General features: G+C 63.3%; 15 protein-coding genes. 12 read left to right on the top strand and 3 right to left on the bottom strand.

Annotation, left to right across the window (positions count from 1 at the left end; translation table 11 throughout):
• Positions 1 to 99: 99 nt before the first annotated feature.
• From NKI85_RS05730 to NKI85_RS05765, 8 genes are all read left to right on the top strand, one after another.
• Positions 100 to 1,686: an ABC transporter substrate-binding protein gene (locus tag NKI85_RS05730; RefSeq protein WP_352776339.1), complete on the top strand. Its 1,587-nt coding sequence runs from the start codon at positions 100 to 102 to the stop codon at positions 1,684 to 1,686.
• A 16-nt stretch (positions 1,687 to 1,702) separates the two neighbouring features.
• Complete coding sequence (locus NKI85_RS05735; RefSeq protein ID WP_352522484.1) at positions 1,703 to 2,662, top strand: ABC transporter permease; 960 nt, start codon at positions 1,703 to 1,705, stop codon at positions 2,660 to 2,662.
• 10 nt (positions 2,663 to 2,672) lie between these two features.
• Positions 2,673 to 3,497: an ABC transporter permease gene (locus tag NKI85_RS05740; protein WP_352522483.1), complete on the top strand. Its 825-nt coding sequence runs from the start codon at positions 2,673 to 2,675 to the stop codon at positions 3,495 to 3,497.
• Complete coding sequence (locus NKI85_RS05745; RefSeq protein WP_352776342.1) at positions 3,497 to 5,149, top strand: ABC transporter ATP-binding protein; 1,653 nt, start codon at positions 3,497 to 3,499, stop codon at positions 5,147 to 5,149. The genes NKI85_RS05740 and NKI85_RS05745 overlap by 1 nt, the downstream gene beginning before the upstream one ends.
• Before the next feature lie 101 nt (positions 5,150 to 5,250).
• On the top strand, positions 5,251 to 6,090 hold the full coding sequence (locus NKI85_RS05750) for an alkaline phosphatase family protein (protein ID WP_352522481.1): 840 nt from the start codon (positions 5,251 to 5,253) through the stop codon (positions 6,088 to 6,090).
• Positions 6,091 to 6,249: 159 nt separating this feature from the next.
• Positions 6,250 to 6,813 (top strand): sigma-70 family RNA polymerase sigma factor, encoded by a 564-nt coding sequence (locus NKI85_RS05755; RefSeq protein WP_352452243.1) that lies wholly within the window; start codon positions 6,250 to 6,252, stop codon positions 6,811 to 6,813.
• Positions 6,810 to 7,478, top strand: a complete 669-nt coding sequence (locus tag NKI85_RS05760) for an anti-sigma factor (RefSeq protein ID WP_352522479.1) — start codon at positions 6,810 to 6,812, stop codon at positions 7,476 to 7,478. Before NKI85_RS05755 ends, NKI85_RS05760 begins: the two co-directional genes overlap by 4 nt.
• Entirely contained in the window at positions 7,468 to 8,925 is a 1,458-nt protein-coding gene (locus NKI85_RS05765; protein WP_352522478.1) for a S8 family serine peptidase, read from the top strand. Before NKI85_RS05760 ends, NKI85_RS05765 begins: the two co-directional genes overlap by 11 nt.
• An 11-nt stretch (positions 8,926 to 8,936) precedes the next feature.
• On the opposite strand, the gene NKI85_RS05770 is transcribed toward NKI85_RS05765, so the two are convergent.
• Both NKI85_RS05770 and NKI85_RS05775 read right to left on the bottom strand, forming a co-directional pair.
• Positions 8,937 to 9,431, bottom strand: a complete 495-nt coding sequence (locus NKI85_RS05770; RefSeq protein ID WP_352522477.1) for a DUF8737 domain-containing protein — start codon at positions 9,429 to 9,431, stop codon at positions 8,937 to 8,939.
• Between the two features lie 22 nt (positions 9,432 to 9,453).
• A complete protein-coding gene (locus tag NKI85_RS05775; RefSeq protein ID WP_352522476.1) occupies positions 9,454 to 9,642 on the bottom strand; it encodes a hypothetical protein in 189 nt (62 codons plus the stop codon).
• A gap of 82 nt (positions 9,643 to 9,724) precedes the next feature.
• Here NKI85_RS05775 and NKI85_RS05780 point away from each other — a divergent pair, with 82 nt between their 5' ends.
• The gene (locus NKI85_RS05780) at positions 9,725 to 10,633 is read left to right on the top strand and encodes a LysR family transcriptional regulator (protein ID WP_352522475.1); all 909 of its coding nucleotides are present in this window, start codon (positions 9,725 to 9,727) and stop codon (positions 10,631 to 10,633) included.
• 67 nt (positions 10,634 to 10,700) lie between these two features.
• Here NKI85_RS05780 and NKI85_RS05785 read toward each other — a convergent pair whose 3' ends face one another.
• Positions 10,701 to 11,723: a substrate-binding domain-containing protein gene (locus NKI85_RS05785; protein ID WP_352522474.1), complete on the bottom strand. Its 1,023-nt coding sequence runs from the start codon at positions 11,721 to 11,723 to the stop codon at positions 10,701 to 10,703.
• A 360-nt stretch (positions 11,724 to 12,083) separates the two neighbouring features.
• On the opposite strand from NKI85_RS05785, the gene NKI85_RS05790 reads away from it, so the two are divergent.
• The 3 genes from NKI85_RS05790 (at position 12,084) to NKI85_RS05800 (ending at position 15,836) form a co-directional block, all read left to right on the top strand.
• Entirely contained in the window at positions 12,084 to 13,439 is a 1,356-nt protein-coding gene (locus NKI85_RS05790; protein ID WP_352522473.1) for an ABC transporter substrate-binding protein, read from the top strand.
• Between the two features lie 227 nt (positions 13,440 to 13,666).
• A complete protein-coding gene (locus NKI85_RS05795) occupies positions 13,667 to 14,680 on the top strand; it encodes a carbohydrate ABC transporter permease (RefSeq protein ID WP_023680221.1) in 1,014 nt (337 codons plus the stop codon).
• A gap of 1 nt (position 14,681) precedes the next feature.
• Positions 14,682 to 15,836, top strand: a complete 1,155-nt coding sequence (locus tag NKI85_RS05800; protein ID WP_352522472.1) for a carbohydrate ABC transporter permease — start codon at positions 14,682 to 14,684, stop codon at positions 15,834 to 15,836.

Consider the following 15,836-nt stretch of genomic DNA (forward strand, 5'->3'; position numbering starts at 1 on the left):
TTCGGTCTTGCTTACCGCTTTCCCTTACGGTCATTATTCTCCCGATAAGAAATGAGAAAAACGACCATAAGGTCGGACCAACAGAGTGAGGAACTCAACATGTCTAACGAACTGGAATATCTGAGCCGGCGCGTTGCGTCCGGCAAACTGAGCCGTCGTGATTTTCTCGGCCGGGCGGCAGCGCTCGGCGTCACGGCAACCTTCGCCAATTCGCTGCTTTCCGGCGCAGCACGCGCGGCGGGTCCGGTCAAGGGCGGCACGCTCAAGGCCGGCCTGGTTGGCGGCGAGTCCACCAACAGCCTCGATCCGGCCCTGTTCATGACGCAGGTGCCGTTCGCCTTCGGCAAGATGTGGGGCGAACTGATCGTCGAGCTGTCTCCCGAAGGCAAGCTCGAGAACCGTATTGCCGAGGAGATCGGCTCGTCGGACGACGCCAAGACCTGGACGCTGAAGATCCGCGATAGCGTCGAGTTCCACAACGGCAAGACGGTGACCGCAGAGGACGTGGCCGCCACGCTCGAACGCCATTCGGACGAGAAGTCGAAATCCGGCGCGCTCGGTTACATGAAGGGCATCGAGAGCATCAAGGCCAGCGGCAAGGAAGTCGTGCTGACGCTGAAGGAGCCGAACGCCGACCTTCCCTATCTGCTCAGCGACTACCATCTGATCGTCCAGCCGAATGGCGGCAAGGACAAGGCGGATGCCGGCATCTCGGCCGGTCCTTACAAGGTCACCACCAACGAGCCCGGCGTGCGCCATGGCGGCGAGCGCTTCGCCAATTACTGGCAGGGCGACAAGATGGGCCATGCCGACCAGATAGAGATCATCGTCATCAACGACGCCACCGCGCGCACGGCGGCCCTGCAGGGCGGCCAGGTCAACATGATCAATCGAGTCGAGCCGAAGATCGTCGATCTGATCAAGCGTCTGCCCGGCGTCACCATCCGCAACCACGCCGGACCCGGCCACTACGTCTTCATCATGCATTGCAACACGGCCCCGTTCGACAACAATGATTTGCGGATGGCGCTGAAGCTGGCGATCGACCGCGAGGAGATGCTCGACAAGATACTCAGAGGCTATGGCTCGCTCGGCAACGACTTCCCGATCAATTCGGCGTATCCGCTCTTCACCGAGATCGAGCAGCGCAAATACGATCCCGACAAGGCTAAGTTCCATTACAAGAAGTCGGGCCATGATGGTGCCGTTCTGCTCCGGACATCGGATGTCGCCTTCCCCGGCGCTGTCGACGCCGCACAGCTGTTCCAGCAGAGCGCGGCCAAGGCCGGCATCAAGCTGGAGATCAAGCGCGAACCGGGCGACGGCTATTGGTCGGAAGTCTGGAACAAACAGCCCTTCTGCGCTTCTTACTGGGGCGGTCGCTCGACCCAGGACCAGATGTACTCGACCGCCTACCTGTCGACGGCGGACTGGAACGACACGCGTTTCAAGCGTCCGGATTTCGACAAGATGGTGCTGGCTGCCCGCGCCGAACTCGACGAAGCCAAGCGCAAGGCAATGTACCACGACATGGCTGTCATGGTGCGCGACGAAGGCGGCCTGATCCTGCCGATGTTCAACCAGTTCATCGACGCGACGGGCGCCAAGGTTGCCGGCTGGGTGGACGATCCGCATCAGGAGCTGATGAACGGATACGCTCTGGCAAAGTGCTGGCTCGAAGCCTGAGCCCGGCCTTGCGGATATGTCCTCACCCATCGTGAAACTGGTGGCCCAGCGCATTGCGCTGGGCATCGTCCTGCTATTGGCCGTTTCGGTCCTCATCTTCGCCGGCACCCAGATCCTGCCCGGCGACGTTGCGCAAGCGATCCTCGGACAGTCGGCGACGCCGGAGTCGCTCGCCAATCTGCGCGAGCAGCTCGGCCTCAACGACCCGGCCTATATCAGGTATTTTCGCTGGCTCGGCGGCGTGCTCACTGGCAATCTTGGCACCGCGATGTCGAGCGGGCAGGATATTGCGACCTCGATCAAGGGGCGGCTGTGGAACACGCTGTTCCTCGCCTTCTGGGCGGCGATCATCGCGGTGCCGCTGGCGATCATCCTCGGGCTCATCGCGGTGCGCTACCGCAATGGCTGGGTCGACAAGCTGATCTCTGGGCTGGCGCTCGCCTCGACATCCTTTCCGGAATTCTTCATCGGCTATGTGCTCGTCTATTTCTTCGCCGTGAAGTGGCAGATCTTCCCGGGCATCTCGACCGTCTTTGACGGGATGCCTTTCCTCGAGCGCATGCAGGCGATCGCTCTGCCGGCGGCGGCACTGACGCTGGTGGTGCTCGCCCACATGATGCGCATGACACGCGCCGCGATCCTCAACGTCATGCAGTCGGCCTATGTCGAAACGGCGGAGCTCAAGGGGCTTTCGGCCTTCGCGGTCATCCGCAGGCATGCCTTCCCCAATGCGATCGCGCCCATCATCAACGTCGTGATGCTCAATCTCGCTTACCTCATCGTCGGCGTCGTCGTGGTCGAAGTGATCTTCGTCTATCCGGGCATGGGGCAGTATCTCGTCGACCACGTCACCAAGCGCGACGTGCCGGTGGTGCAGGCGGTGGGGCTGATCTTTGCCGCCGTTTACATTAGCCTGAACATCATTGCGGACATAGCGGCGATCGTCGCCAATCCGCGCCTCAGACATCCGAAATGAGGGGGCGGGTATGCTCGTCATAAAACGCATCCCCATCCCGGCGCTGATCGGACTGGTGCTGACCGCATTGTTCGTGCTGGCGGCGATCTTTGCGCCCTGGATTGCACCGCACGGCAATGGTGAGATCGTTGGCGACGTGTGGGAGCCGATGTCGGCCACACATTGGCTGGGCACCGACAATCTGGGCCGCGATCTGTTGTCACGCATGATTTACGGCGCCCGTATCACCCTGTTCATCGCAGTGCTGGCCACCGCATTGTCGTTCTCGCTCGGCGCTATCCTCGGCTTCTCTGCCGCGGTGTTCGGCGGCTGGTTCGACACGCTGCTGTCGCGCCTCGTCGATCTCCTGATGTCGATCCCGACGCTGATCATGGGCCTCGTCGTGCTCTCGGTGCTGCCAACCAATTTGGTGACGCTGATCCTGGTGATGGGCATTCTCGACTCGACCCGCGTCTACCGCCTGTCGCGGGCGGTGGCGGTCGACATTAACGTCATGGATTATGTCGAGGCGGCCAAATTGCGCGGCGAAGGCAGCGGCTGGATCATCTTCCGCGAGATCCTGCCCAATGCGCTGTCGCCGCTGGTTTCTGAACTCGGCCTGCGCTTCATCTATGCCGTGCTGTTCTTGTCGACCTTGTCCTTCCTCGGCCTCGGCGTGCAACCGCCGGACGCCGACTGGGGCGGCATGGTCAAGGAAAACAAGGACGGTATCGTCTTCGGAATTGCGGCGGCACTGATCCCGGCGGCGGCGATCGCCGCGCTGGCGATTTCCGTCAATCTTGTCGCCGACTGGGTGCTCAACCGCACGACAAGCCTGAAGGGAGGACGCGGGTAATGGCTGACCAGCGACCGAAGTCCGTGCTGCTCGATATCCGCAATCTACGTATCGAGGCCACGGTGTACCCGCCGGGTGAGGCGCCGAAGAACATCGTGCTGGTGCACGATGTCTCGCTGACGCTCGAAAAGGGCAAGGTGCTCGGCCTGATCGGCGAGTCCGGCGCCGGCAAGTCGACCATCGGCCTGTCGTCGATGGGCTATGGCCGTGGCGGCGTGCGCATCACCGGCGGCGAGGTCATCCTCAATGGCCGCGACATCCTGAAGAGCGGCAAGGAGGGATTCCGCAAATTGCGCGGCCGCGAGGTCTGCTATGTCGCGCAATCGGCGGCAGCTGCCTTCAACCCGGCGCACAGGCTGATGGACCAGGTGGTCGAGGCAGCACTGCTGCACGGCATCGCGACGCGGGCCGAAGCCGAAAAGCGCGCCGTCGCGCTGTTCAAGAAGCTCAGCCTGCCGAATCCCGAAAGTATCGGCGAACGCTTTCCGCACCAGGTGTCGGGCGGCCAGCTGCAGCGCGTGATGACGGCAATGGCGCTGTGCTCGGAGCCCGATCTGATCGTCTTCGACGAGCCGACCACGGCACTCGACGTGACGACGCAGATCGACGTCTTGGCGGCAATCAAGGACGCCATCCGCGATACGCATGTGGCGGCGCTCTACATCACCCACGACCTTGCCGTCGTCGCCCAGGTCTCGGACGAGATCATGGTGTTGCGCCACGGGCGGCTGGTCGAATGGGGCGGCACCCGCCAAATCATCAAGGAGCCGCGCCAGGAATACACCAACGCGCTGGTCTCGGTGCATCAGATCGAACACCAGGAGCAGAAGCCAGGCGCGACGCCGTTCCTGTCGGTCAAGAATATCACCGCCGCTTATGGCCGCAGCCACATCAAGGTGCTGAAGAACGTTTCGGTCGACATTTTCCCGGGCCAGACGCTGGCGGTGGTCGGCGAGTCCGGCTCCGGCAAGTCGACACTGGCGCGCGCCGTCACCGGCCTGTTGCCGCCCGAACAGGGAACAGTCACCTTCGACGGGCGTCCGCTCGCCAACCGGCTCGCCGACCGGCCGAAAGAGGATCTTCGTCAGCTGCAGATGATCTATCAGATGGCCGATGTGGCGATGAACCCGCGCCAGACGGTCGGCACCATTATCGGCCGGCCGCTCGAATTCTATTTCGGTCTGCGTGGAAGGCAGCGGGACGCCCGCGTCGCAGAACTGCTCGACAAGATCGAGATGGGCAAGGGTTTTGTCGACCGCTACCCGGCCGAGCTTTCCGGCGGCCAGAAGCAGCGCGTCTGCATCGCCCGTTCGCTCGCCGCCAAGCCGAAGCTGATCATCTGCGACGAGGTGACCTCGGCGCTCGATCCACTGGTGGCCCACGGCATACTGGAGCTGCTGCTCGAGCTGCAGAAGGAGGAGAATGTCGCCTATCTCTTCATCACCCATGATCTCGCAACGGTGAAGTCGATCGCCGATTCCATCGCGGTGATGTATCGCGGCGAAGTGGTGCGCTACGGTGCCAAGAGCAAGGTGCTGGCGCCGCCCTTCGATGCCTACACCGATCTTTTGCTGTCGTCGGTGCCCGAAATGGAGATCGGCTGGCTGGAAAAGGCGATCAAGGGACGGCGCATGGCAAGCGCGGGGAACTAGCGGGCCGGCCGTTGCGCCTACGATCAGGTCCTGGCCTGGATTGAACGGCAGGCCCCAGACGCACGCTCTGACTTTTTCGATTGAATCGCATGGAGCCGCCCGTGGCGCTCAAGACAAAACTATTGCTCATCATCCTTGACGGCGTGCCTTACCGGAACTGGCGACGGCTGATGGGCAATCTCGAAGGCTGGGTGCAATCAGGCGAAGCACGCGTGTGGAAGATGCGCTCCGTGCTGCCGTCGACCTCGGCCTGCTGCTATGCCTCGATCCACACCGGCGTGCCGCCTCAAGTGCACGGTATCCTGTCAAACGAGAACCGGTTTCGCGTCGAACAACCGGACATCTTTTCCGAAGTCACCAAGGCCGGCGGCAAAACTGGTGCGGTCACCCACTCCTACTGGTCCGAATTCTTCCGGGTCTATCCGTTCGACTTGGTCGAGGACATGGAGTTCGACGAGCCGGGCGGGCCGATCAGCCATGGCCGGTTTCACACCATGACCGGCTACAATGCCAGGAACCAGATGACGCCGAGCGACGTCGACCTGTTCGCGACGTTGACCATGCTGACCCGGCGCCACGGCATCGACTACGGCATCCTGCACAGCTGCACGCTGGACTCGATGGGCCACCGCTTCGGCCACGACTGTCACGAGATGGATCATGCCGTCTATGCAGTGGACGCCATGCTCGCCGGCTTCCTGCCGCGCTGGCGGGACGCCGGCTACGAGGTGATCGTCACCGCCGATCATGGGCAGACCAATCGCGGCCATCATGGCGGCCATGACGAGGAGATGCAGGATTTCGCACTTTATTACTTCGGATCCGGCGAGGGTCCGGAAGCCAACACGCTGCTCGATCAGCTGCAGCTCGCCCCGACGGTGCTGAGGCGCCTCGGCGTGCCAGCGCCGGCGACGATGAAGGCAAAGCCGTTTCTCAGTTGATCCGGCAGCTCGCTTCTCCCAAGGGAGAAGGGAAAGCGCTCCCTCTGGCCACGCTCCCGCTCTTCGGCTAGCCTCCGCAAAAGTCCTCGGGCGGATGCGGTGAACCTTTTTGGGCCGATCAGCGACAGAGCAGGCAGGAGCCAGGCGGCTCGACCGGCGATGACTGCCGCAGAGACCGATCGCGCGCTTGTCGAGCGAGTCGCGAAGGGCGACCGTGCCGCCGTGCGGCTCCTGTTCATGCGCCACCACGCGCGGGTCTACCGCTTCGTGGCACGCCAGACGGGATCGGAACTGATGGCCGACGATATCGCGAACGAGGTGTTCCTCGAACTCTGGCGGCAGGCGCCGGCCTTCGAGGGGCGCTCGGAGGTCTCGACATGGCTGCTCGGCATTGCCCGCTTCAAGGCGCTGTCCCTGCTGCGCAAGAAGAAGGAAGACTGGATCGACGACGATGACGCGGCCCAGGTCGCCGACGGCGCCGACACGCCGGAAGTCGTGACGATGAAGGAAGACAAGGCCGCTGCCTTGCGGCGCTTCATCGATGCCATGCCGGAAGAACACCGCACGGTGATCGACCTTGCCTATTATCACGGGCAGTCGGTGAGCGAGATCGGCGAGGTGCTCGGCATCCCGGTCGCCACGGTCAAGACCAGGATGTTCTACGCCCGCAAGAAACTCGGCGAAGCCCTCAAGGCCGCTGGTTACGACAGGGGATGGCCATGAGTGCCGCTGAAAAAATGTCGCGCCGCGACGAAATGGAAATGCTGCTGCCGTTTTATCTGAACGGCTCGCTGGAGGGCGCCGAGCTCGAAGTCATCGAGGAATGGCTGGCGAGCGATCCGGCGGCGATGGCCGCACTTGGCGAGGCCGAGGCCGAATTCTCCGGCACCGCTGCCGCCAACGAGGCAATCCGCCCGCCGGCCGATGCGCTCAGCCGCTTTGCCAAGGCGCTCGACGCCGAGGCCGGTCCGGCCCGCGCGCCTCCGGCATCGTCCTGGCTGGCGCAAGCCTGGAGCCGCCTCATGGCGGTGCCGGTCGGCGTCGCCTGGGCCGCGGCCGCAGTGCTGCTGGCTCTGGTCGTGGTGCAATCCTTTGTGCAGACAGGCAACAAGAGTGACGACTTCGAGATTGCCGGATCGGAAGACGATCTGGCCAAAATGCCGTTTGCGCTGGTGAAGTTCAAACCGGATGCGAAGCTGTCCGACATCGTCGCTTTTCTCGACCAGAACCAGTTGAAGATCGCCGGCGGGCCTACCGCCGACGGCGTCTTCCGCCTCGGCGTTCCGGCCAAGACCGCCGCGGACTATCAAAAACTGCTCGGCCTTATTGCCGCCCAGCCTTTCACTGAAGCTGCCCTGGAGGGAAGGAAACCGGCTGATGGCGGCTAAGGCGGTCATTCGATTGACGGCGGTGATGACAATCTTCGCCGCGTCCGCAATGGCGCAGACCAACGACCCGAACCTCACCCAGGCGGAGATCGACTGCCTGAACCGGGCAAGTGCGGCCGGCGCCGACTGCGCCAAGGATGGCGGCGGCGTGAAGGATGGCGGCAAAACGCCGGCTAAAGCTTCCACGGCGAGTGCCGTGTTTCTTCCCGCGCTGATCGTCGACTTGTTCCCCAATCCTGCCGTAGTCGCCGAGGCGCCGATACCCAATCCTGGCAATACCGCAGCCCCGCCGTCCGCTCCACCCGCCGATGCGCCAGCAGTACAGGTGGCCGCGCCGGGCGGTCCGGTCGTAGCGCCGACCGATCTTGTCGCAACCGAGCCGCCGCGCGCGGTGATCGGCGATTTCGTGCCTGACGAGGTGCTGGTCACGATCAATGGCGATGCCGGCGCGGTCCAGCAGATCGCCGCTTCGTTCGGCCTCGAGATACGCTCGCAGCGGCAGTCGCGGCTGCTCGGCAACACGCTGGTGCGCTTCGGCATTCCCGATGGCCGCCCGGTCGGCGTCGTGCTGGCGCAGCTTGCCGCCGACGGCCGCACTTTGCGGCGTGAGGCCAACCATGTCTATTCGCTGCAGCAGGCGGCCAGCATCGTCAATTATGCGTTCGAGCGCATCGCGCTCGACGCCAACGAGGCCAGCGGCGACAACGTCCGCGTTGGCGTCATCGATACCGGCATCGACGACAGCAATCCAGCGCTCTTCGGCGTCATTGCCAAGCAGTTCGATGCCATGCCCGACGTGCCGATCAAGGCGCGCGACCACGGCACTTCGGTCGATGGATTGATCGCCGGCACCGGCGCGTTCAAAGGCATGGCGCCCGGCGCCAGGATCTATCACGCCCGCGCCTTCGAGGGCGGCAAGTCGACCATGGACGTCATCCTTTCGGCGCTCGACTGGGCGGCGGACCAGGACGTCCGCATCATCAATATGAGCTTCGTCGGCCCGAAGAACGATCTGCTCGGCATTGCCTGCCACAATGCCCGGGCGCTCGGTATCGTACTGGTCGCGGCCGCCGGCAATAATGGGCCGAGGGCGCCCTATGGTTATCCGGCCGCCTTCGACGGTGTGATCGCGGTGACGGCCACCGATGCGAAGGACGGGCTGATGCCGCAGGCCAATCGCGGCGCCTACGTCTTCATCTCCGCTCCCGGCGTCGAGATGGTAGCGCCAAGCGGCGCCGGCTCGGATGTGGTGACCGGGACTTCCTTTGCAGCGGCGATCGTGACCGGTGCCGTCGCCAACCTGTTTCATGCCGCACCCGACCGTTCGGCCGACTGGGTCGAGAAAGCACTTGCCGCCACCGCAAGGGATCTCGGTCCCAAGGGGCGGGACGATGATTTCGGCTTTGGCCTGCTGGACACCAAGGCGGCCGAGGCGGCGAAGGAATAGTCCGTGACGGCTCAAGTCGCGTTTTGCCGAGGACGCACCAGAAAATAGAATGCGACGATGTGCGTGATCATCAGCAGCGGTACGTAGATGATCGGGATCGCGTAGGTGGCGCCCAGTTCGCCGGCGTGTGCAGGAAGGCCGATCTGGACGGCATGGTAATAGTCGACGATGAGGTCGACCGTCCCTACGACATTGAAGGCGACGACGAACAGCCAGAAGAGCCGGCGTATCCTCACCGTGAGCAGCGCCAGCATGGCCAGCACCCCTGTCGCGAAGTCGCCATCGGCGGCAAACACGGCGAAGTCGGCGGGCAGATTGGGGCTTACGACGCCCGGAAGGAGGAAGACGAGCCCAAAGAAGCGGAAGCTGTGCAGCGTAGCGATAGCGCGCTGCGCTGCGACCCGGTCCATCGACCTGAGCCACGGCAAACCATATGCGCCGAAGCAAAGCAGCCACGCGACATAGCCGAGAACGAGATGGGTTTGGAACACCATTTCCGTGGACATTTGGCCTCCTCTCAACGTTGGTTCACGCGGCCTCGAACACCGCGCTCGGGACGCCGAGCCGGTCGTTCATGAGATTCCGTCCCAGGTCGGCGGAAAGCCGCGCGAAGTCCGGTCCCGCGCCGAGATTTGGCGAAGGTCGCGGCCCCGGCAGCCGCTTGGTCAGGCCAGTGGCGCGATGGTGGTCGCGCACGCCATCAAGTCCATCCGTCATTGCAAGATGTCTCCGAGCTTCAGCCGATTACCCCCTAAGCCCGCTACCGCAATTCGGCTATCCGGTGTAATCACAATACCCTATGAAGCAGAACTACACAGTCCGACATGGTGCGCTGGAGGGCGTCGAGGCGTTCCTGGCTGTCGCCAGGCGCCGCAACTTCCGCCGTGCCGCCGCGGATCTCGGCGTGACGCCGTCCGCAGTGAGCCAAGCGGTGCGCGCCCTGGAAGCTCGCATGGGCACGGCGCTGTTCGTCCGCACGACGCGGAGCGTTGGTTTAACCGAGCCTGGTCAGCGGTTCCTCGACCGTGCCGGCCCTGCTTTCGAAGAGCTCGTCGCGGCCGGCGAGGCCGCGCGCGATATCGGCCAACGGCCGACCGGTCTGCTGCGCCTGTCTGTACCCCGCGCTATCGTGCCGTTGATGTTGGAGCCGGTGATCGCGTCGTTCTGCCAAGCCTATCCTGAGATCGAACTGGAGATCGCCGTGAGCGACCAGATGGTCGATCTGGCGACCGGCGGGTTCGATGCCGGTATCCGCCTCGGCCAGCTCATTGCCGCCGACATGGTCGCGGTGCGGCTGACTCCGCCGTTCTCGTTCGTGGTCGTCGGCAGCCCTGACTATCTCGAGCGCCACGGCCGTCCCGAGCGTGTCGACGACTTGCGCCACCACGCCTGCTTACGCTTGCGCCGCTCGAATGGCGCCATCGCGCCCTGGTCTTTCATCGACGGCAACGGCGCGATCGAAGCGATCGTCTCAGGCCCGCTGATCGCGCACGACTATTCGACGTTGGTCGGGGCTGCGATGCGGGGCGTTGGGCTGGCGCAGACGCCGCGACCCCTCGCCGAAGGTCCGATAGCCGAAGGAAAACTCAAGTCGGTGCTGGACGGCGTCGCCACCACGACGCCGGGCGTCTTCCTCTATCATCCTGGCAAGCGCCAGGTCCTGCCGAAGCTGCGCGCCTTCATCGATCACCTCAAATCCGCGGCCTGAGACCAGGACGCACAGCAACCGCCAACGCTGGCTAACAGCCGCCATTCAGAGTGATCGAGTCGTGCCCCTAGGCCGGTGCGCCGGCCACCGATCCCCTGACCACCAGATCGACCGGCCAGACCTCGCCGCGGGCGCCCTCCTCCAATCCGGAAATCCGCGCCGCCAGCCGTTCGGCGATGCGCGCGCCGGCCAGGCGGATCGACGAACGCGTCGTCGACAGCGGCACCGAAAAATTTTCCGGCTTCAGCCACGGGAAGACGTCGTCATGGGCGATCAGCGACAGGTCGCCTGGAATGGTCAGGCCGAGATCGCGCACCGCGCGCACCACGCCGAGCGCCATGATCAGGCTGGAGCAGGCGATCGCCGTCGGCGCGTCGCTTTGTTCCAGCAAGCGCCTGGCAGCGCGGTAGCCGTTCTCCTCGGTCATGGTGAGGGAACAGACATGCTGTTCGCTAAGCATCAAGCCGCTTGCCGCAAGCGCGCGCCGCACGCCGCGCTCACGATGGATGGCGAAGGTCTCGCGATCGTCACCATTGATCAGTGCCAGCCGCCTGTGACCGAGCTGGACGAGCAGCCGCGCCGCCTCGTGGAAGGCGCCCTCATTGTCGATGTCGGTGAAGGGATAATCGAAATCGAAGCCTTCGCTGCGGCCGTGGACGATGAAGGGAATGCCGAGCGTATTGACCAGCGCCACGCGCCGGTCGGCCGGCCTCGGCGAGGAGATATAGACCGCGTCGACCTGCCGGTTGGCGACAATGCGGCGGTAAGTCGTCTCCTGGTCGTCGGCATCGGCCGGTGACAGCACCAGGTCGAGCTCGTGCGAACGCGCATAGTCGCCGAGGCCGGACAGGAACTCGACGAAATGCGGGTCGATATCGACGGTCGTTCCCGTCGGCAGCACATAGCCGATCATGCCGGTCTTGCCGGTTGCCAGCCGGCGGGCGCTCGGGTTGGGGCGATAGCCCTGGCGCTTGGCGGCATCGACCACCCGCCGGCGCGTTTCCTCGTTGACCTCCGGGTAGCCGTTCAATGCGCGGCTGACCGTGGTCTGTGAAAGCGCCAGCATGTGGGAGAGCTGCTTGAGGTTCACCGGAGGCCTCCAAACCCCAAAGCGCTTTTAATCTGAATCGATGTGGCCACTACGAACCGCGTCGCCGAGCGCGATGACCATATGCATCGCTCGGGCCAGTTTGAAGCCGAATTTGCTGCTGCACCGCCATAATACTGTGCTGCAGCGCACTTTCGCCGCTTCTCGGCGCAAAATTAAATCGATTAGCCCGGCCTCCTCTTGACTCCCGACCAATTCAGTGGCGAGATCAAAATCACCAAAGCGCTTTGGAAGACTCTACGAAAGGTTGCGGTTCCTTTCCGACTGAGTCACAGTCCTGCAGCGCCGGCGGACGGAATGGAGGTTTCGTTCGGTGTTTGTCACCACTGGGAGGGAATACCGATGAAGAAAATGCTTCTGCTGGGTGCTGCGTTTGCCACGCTTGCCCTGGCCATGCCGGCGCAAGCCGAATTGAAGTTCAAGCCGGGCGAAGATCCCCGTTTCAACTGGGCGAACTACGAAGAGCTCAAGAAAGTCGACCTCAAGGGCGAGACGCTGACGATCTTCGGACCGTGGCGCGGCGAGGACGAAGGGCTTATCCGCACCGTTCTCGATTACTTCTCCGAAGCCACCGGCGCCGAGATCAAGTACTCCTCGTCGGAGAATTACGAACAGCAGATCGTCATCGACACGCAAGCCGGCAGCCCGCCCAACATCGCCGTGCTGCCGCAGCCGGGCCTGATCCAGGATCTGGCGTCGAAGGGCCTTTTGACGCCACTCGGCGACGACACGGCCAACTGGGTCAAGGACAATTACGGCGCCGGCCAATCCTGGGTCGACCTCGGCACCTTCAAGGACAAGGACGGCAAGCCCGGCTTCTTCGCCTTTCCCTACAAGGCCGACGTGAAATCGCTGGTCTGGTACTCGCCGGACAATTTCGAAGAAGCCGGCTACAAGGTGCCCAAGACGCAGGAAGAGCTTGCCGAGCTCGAAAAGAAGATCATCGCCGACGGCGGCACGCCATGGTGCATCGGGCTTGGTTCGGGCGGCGCCACCGGCTGGCCGGCGACCGACTGGGTCGAAGACATCATGCTGCGCACCCAGACGCCCGAGACCTACGACAAATGGGTGAAGAACGAAATTCCGTTCAACGATCCGGCGGTGGTCAACGCCATCGACATTTTCGGCAAGATCGCGACCGACGACAAGATGGTCGAGGGCGGCGCCAAGGCGGTTGCGGCGACCGATTTCCGCGACAGCCCGAAGGGCCTCTTCTCGGTGCCACCGAAATGCTATCTGCACCACCAGGCATCGTTCATCCCGACCTTCTTCCCGCAAGGCACCAAGATCGGCGAGGATGCCGACTTCTTCTACTTCCCGCCTTACGCTTCCAAGCCCGAGCTCGGCACTCCGGTGCTCGGCGCCGGCACGCTCGCCATGATCACTAAAGACAGCAAGAGTGCCCGCGCGTTCATCGAATTCCTGAAGCTGCCGCTCGCTCATGAGATCTGGATGGCACAGGGCGGCTTCGTGACGCCGTTCAAGTCGGTCAACAAGGACGCCTATGCCAGCGACGCGCTGAAGAAGCAGGGCGAGATCCTGGCCAACGCCTCGACCTTCCGCTTCGATGGGTCCGACCTGATGCCGGGCAAGATCGGCGCCGGCGCCTTCTGGACCGGCATGATCGACCTGGTCGGCGGCAAGTCCGCCCAGGACGTCGCCACCGACATCCAGAAAAGCTGGGACGCGATCAAGTAAGCGGCCGGCTTGAGTTCCCGATCCGATGCGATCCGGGCCTCAAACGGCCCGGATCCTACCCGGTGCTTGGCGTCGCGTCGATTGTCGTGAGCACAACGCATTCCGGCATGACGCGCGCCCAGTGACCTGCTTTTCGGCTGGTCGCGCTCCAGACAACTGAATCGGCGCATGATCCCGTCGCCAAAGCCATTCTCGACTGGCGGATCCGTGCGCAGGGCGAGGGACCCATGGCGGCTCAGATTTTTTCGGCGATATTCGTCATCATCATCGGCGTGGGCGGCTGCGTCGCCTATTTCTGGGGCGCCAACAAGGCACTCGACACGATCTTTCCGGCGCGCGGCGTTTCCGGCAAGGCGGCGATCAACAATCTGCGCCGGCAGGGGGTGATCCGGCCCTGGCTGTTCGTCGGCCCGGCGATGATTATCCTCACCATCTACCTGATCTACCCGGTGGTGGAGACGCTGAGGCTGTCGTTCCTCGATCGCGGCGGCGCCCATTTCGTCGGCTTGGCCAACTATCAATGGGCGTTCGGCGACCGCGAGTTCCGCAACTCGATCCTCAACAATATCATCTGGCTGGCGGTGGTGCCGGCCGCCTGCACCTTCCTCGGGCTGATCATCGCCGTGCTCACCGACAAGATCTGGTGGGGCACCATCGCCAAGAGCCTGATCTTCCTGCCGCTGGCCATCTCCTTCGTCGGCGCCAGCGTCATCTGGAAATTCATCTACGAGTATCGCGGCGACGGCCAGACGCAGATCGGCCTGCTCAACGCCATCATCCAGTATTTTGGCGGCCAGCCGCAGGTCTGGATATCGCTGCCGTTCTGGAACAATTTCTTCCTGATGGTCATCCTGATCTGGATCCAGACCGGCTTTGCCATGGTCATCCTGTCGTCGGCCTTGCGCGGCATTCCGGAAGAAACGCTGGAAGCCGCCGTCATCGACGGCGCCAACCCTTTCCAGATCTTCTGGAAGATCATGGTGCCGCAGATCTGGGGCACCATCGCCGTCGTCTGGACCACCATCACCATCCTGGTGCTGAAGGTTTTCGACATCGTGCTGACCATGACCAACGGCCAGTGGAACAGTCAGGTGCTGGCCAATCTGATGTTCGACTGGATGTTCCGCGGCGGCGGCGATTTCGGCCGCGGCGCCACCATCGCCATCATCATCATGATAGCGGTCATTCCGATCATGGTCTGGAACATCCGCCAGGCGAACAAAGAGACGGAAGGGCATTGAGATGGCCGTGTCGACCGGAAAGTCCTTTGTCAGCCGTTTCGGCGTCCATATCGCCGTCTTCATCTTCGTTGCGATCTGGACGATCCCGACGCTCGGCATTCTGGTCTCGTCGCTGCGCGACAAGGATCAGATCATCGCTTCGGGCTGGTGGAACTCGTTCACCAGTTCCAGCCAGACGGAAGCCGGCCGGCTGCCGCCCGCCTCGGCGCAGGTCGAGAAGGTCGGCAAGTTCGTCCTGCAAGGCAATATCTTCGGCGATGGTCCTGCCCGCAACATCAGCGCCTTCGGCGTCAAGTCGGCAGCGCCGACGCAATATCCCGCCGGCACGACAGCCGATCTCGGCGACGGCGTGACCCTGCAGCTCAATGCCGACGGCAGTTTCGTCATGACCTCGCCGAAGGCCTTCGAAAGCGAACGTGGCCAGCGCGTGTATTACGCCTCGTCGGCGCCGCCGAAATTCACCACCGACAATTACGACACAGTGCTGTTTTCGGAAGGCATCGGCCGCTCCTTCATGAATTCGCTGACCGTCACCATTCCGGCGACCGTCATCCCGATCCTGATCGCCGCGTTCGCCGCCTACGCGCTGGCCTGGATGCGCTTTCCCGGCCGGGCCCTGCTCATCGCCGTCATCATCGGCCTCCTGGTCGTGCCACTGCAAATGTCGCTGATCCCCCTGTTGAAGCTCTATAACGGCGTCGGCAGTTTCTTCGGCGTGCCGTCGAAGACCTATCTCGGCATCTGGCTGGCGCATACCGGCTTCGGCCTGCCCTTCGCCATCTATCTCCTGAGGAGCTATATTGCCGGCCTGCCACGCGAGATCATGGAATCGGCGCGCATCGACGGCGCCAGCGATTTCGAGATCTTCGTCAAGATCGTGCTGCCATTGTCGTTCCCGGTGCTGGCCTCGTTCGCCATCTTCCAGTTTCTCTGGGTGTGGAACGATCTGCTGGTGGCGATGGTTTTCCTTGGTACCGAGGGCGACCAAATCGTGCTGACCGCCAAGCTCAATGCGTTGCTCGGTTCGCGCGGCGGCGACTGGGAGATCCTGACGACTTCGGCCTTCGTCACCATCATCGTGCCGCTGATCGTGTTCTTCTCGCTGCAACGCTATTTCGTCCGCGGGCTGCTTGCCGGCTCGGTGAAAGGAGGTTGA

The organism is Mesorhizobium sp. M0571 (assembly GCF_040320985.1).
Lineage (GTDB): Bacteria > Pseudomonadota > Alphaproteobacteria > Rhizobiales > Rhizobiaceae > Mesorhizobium.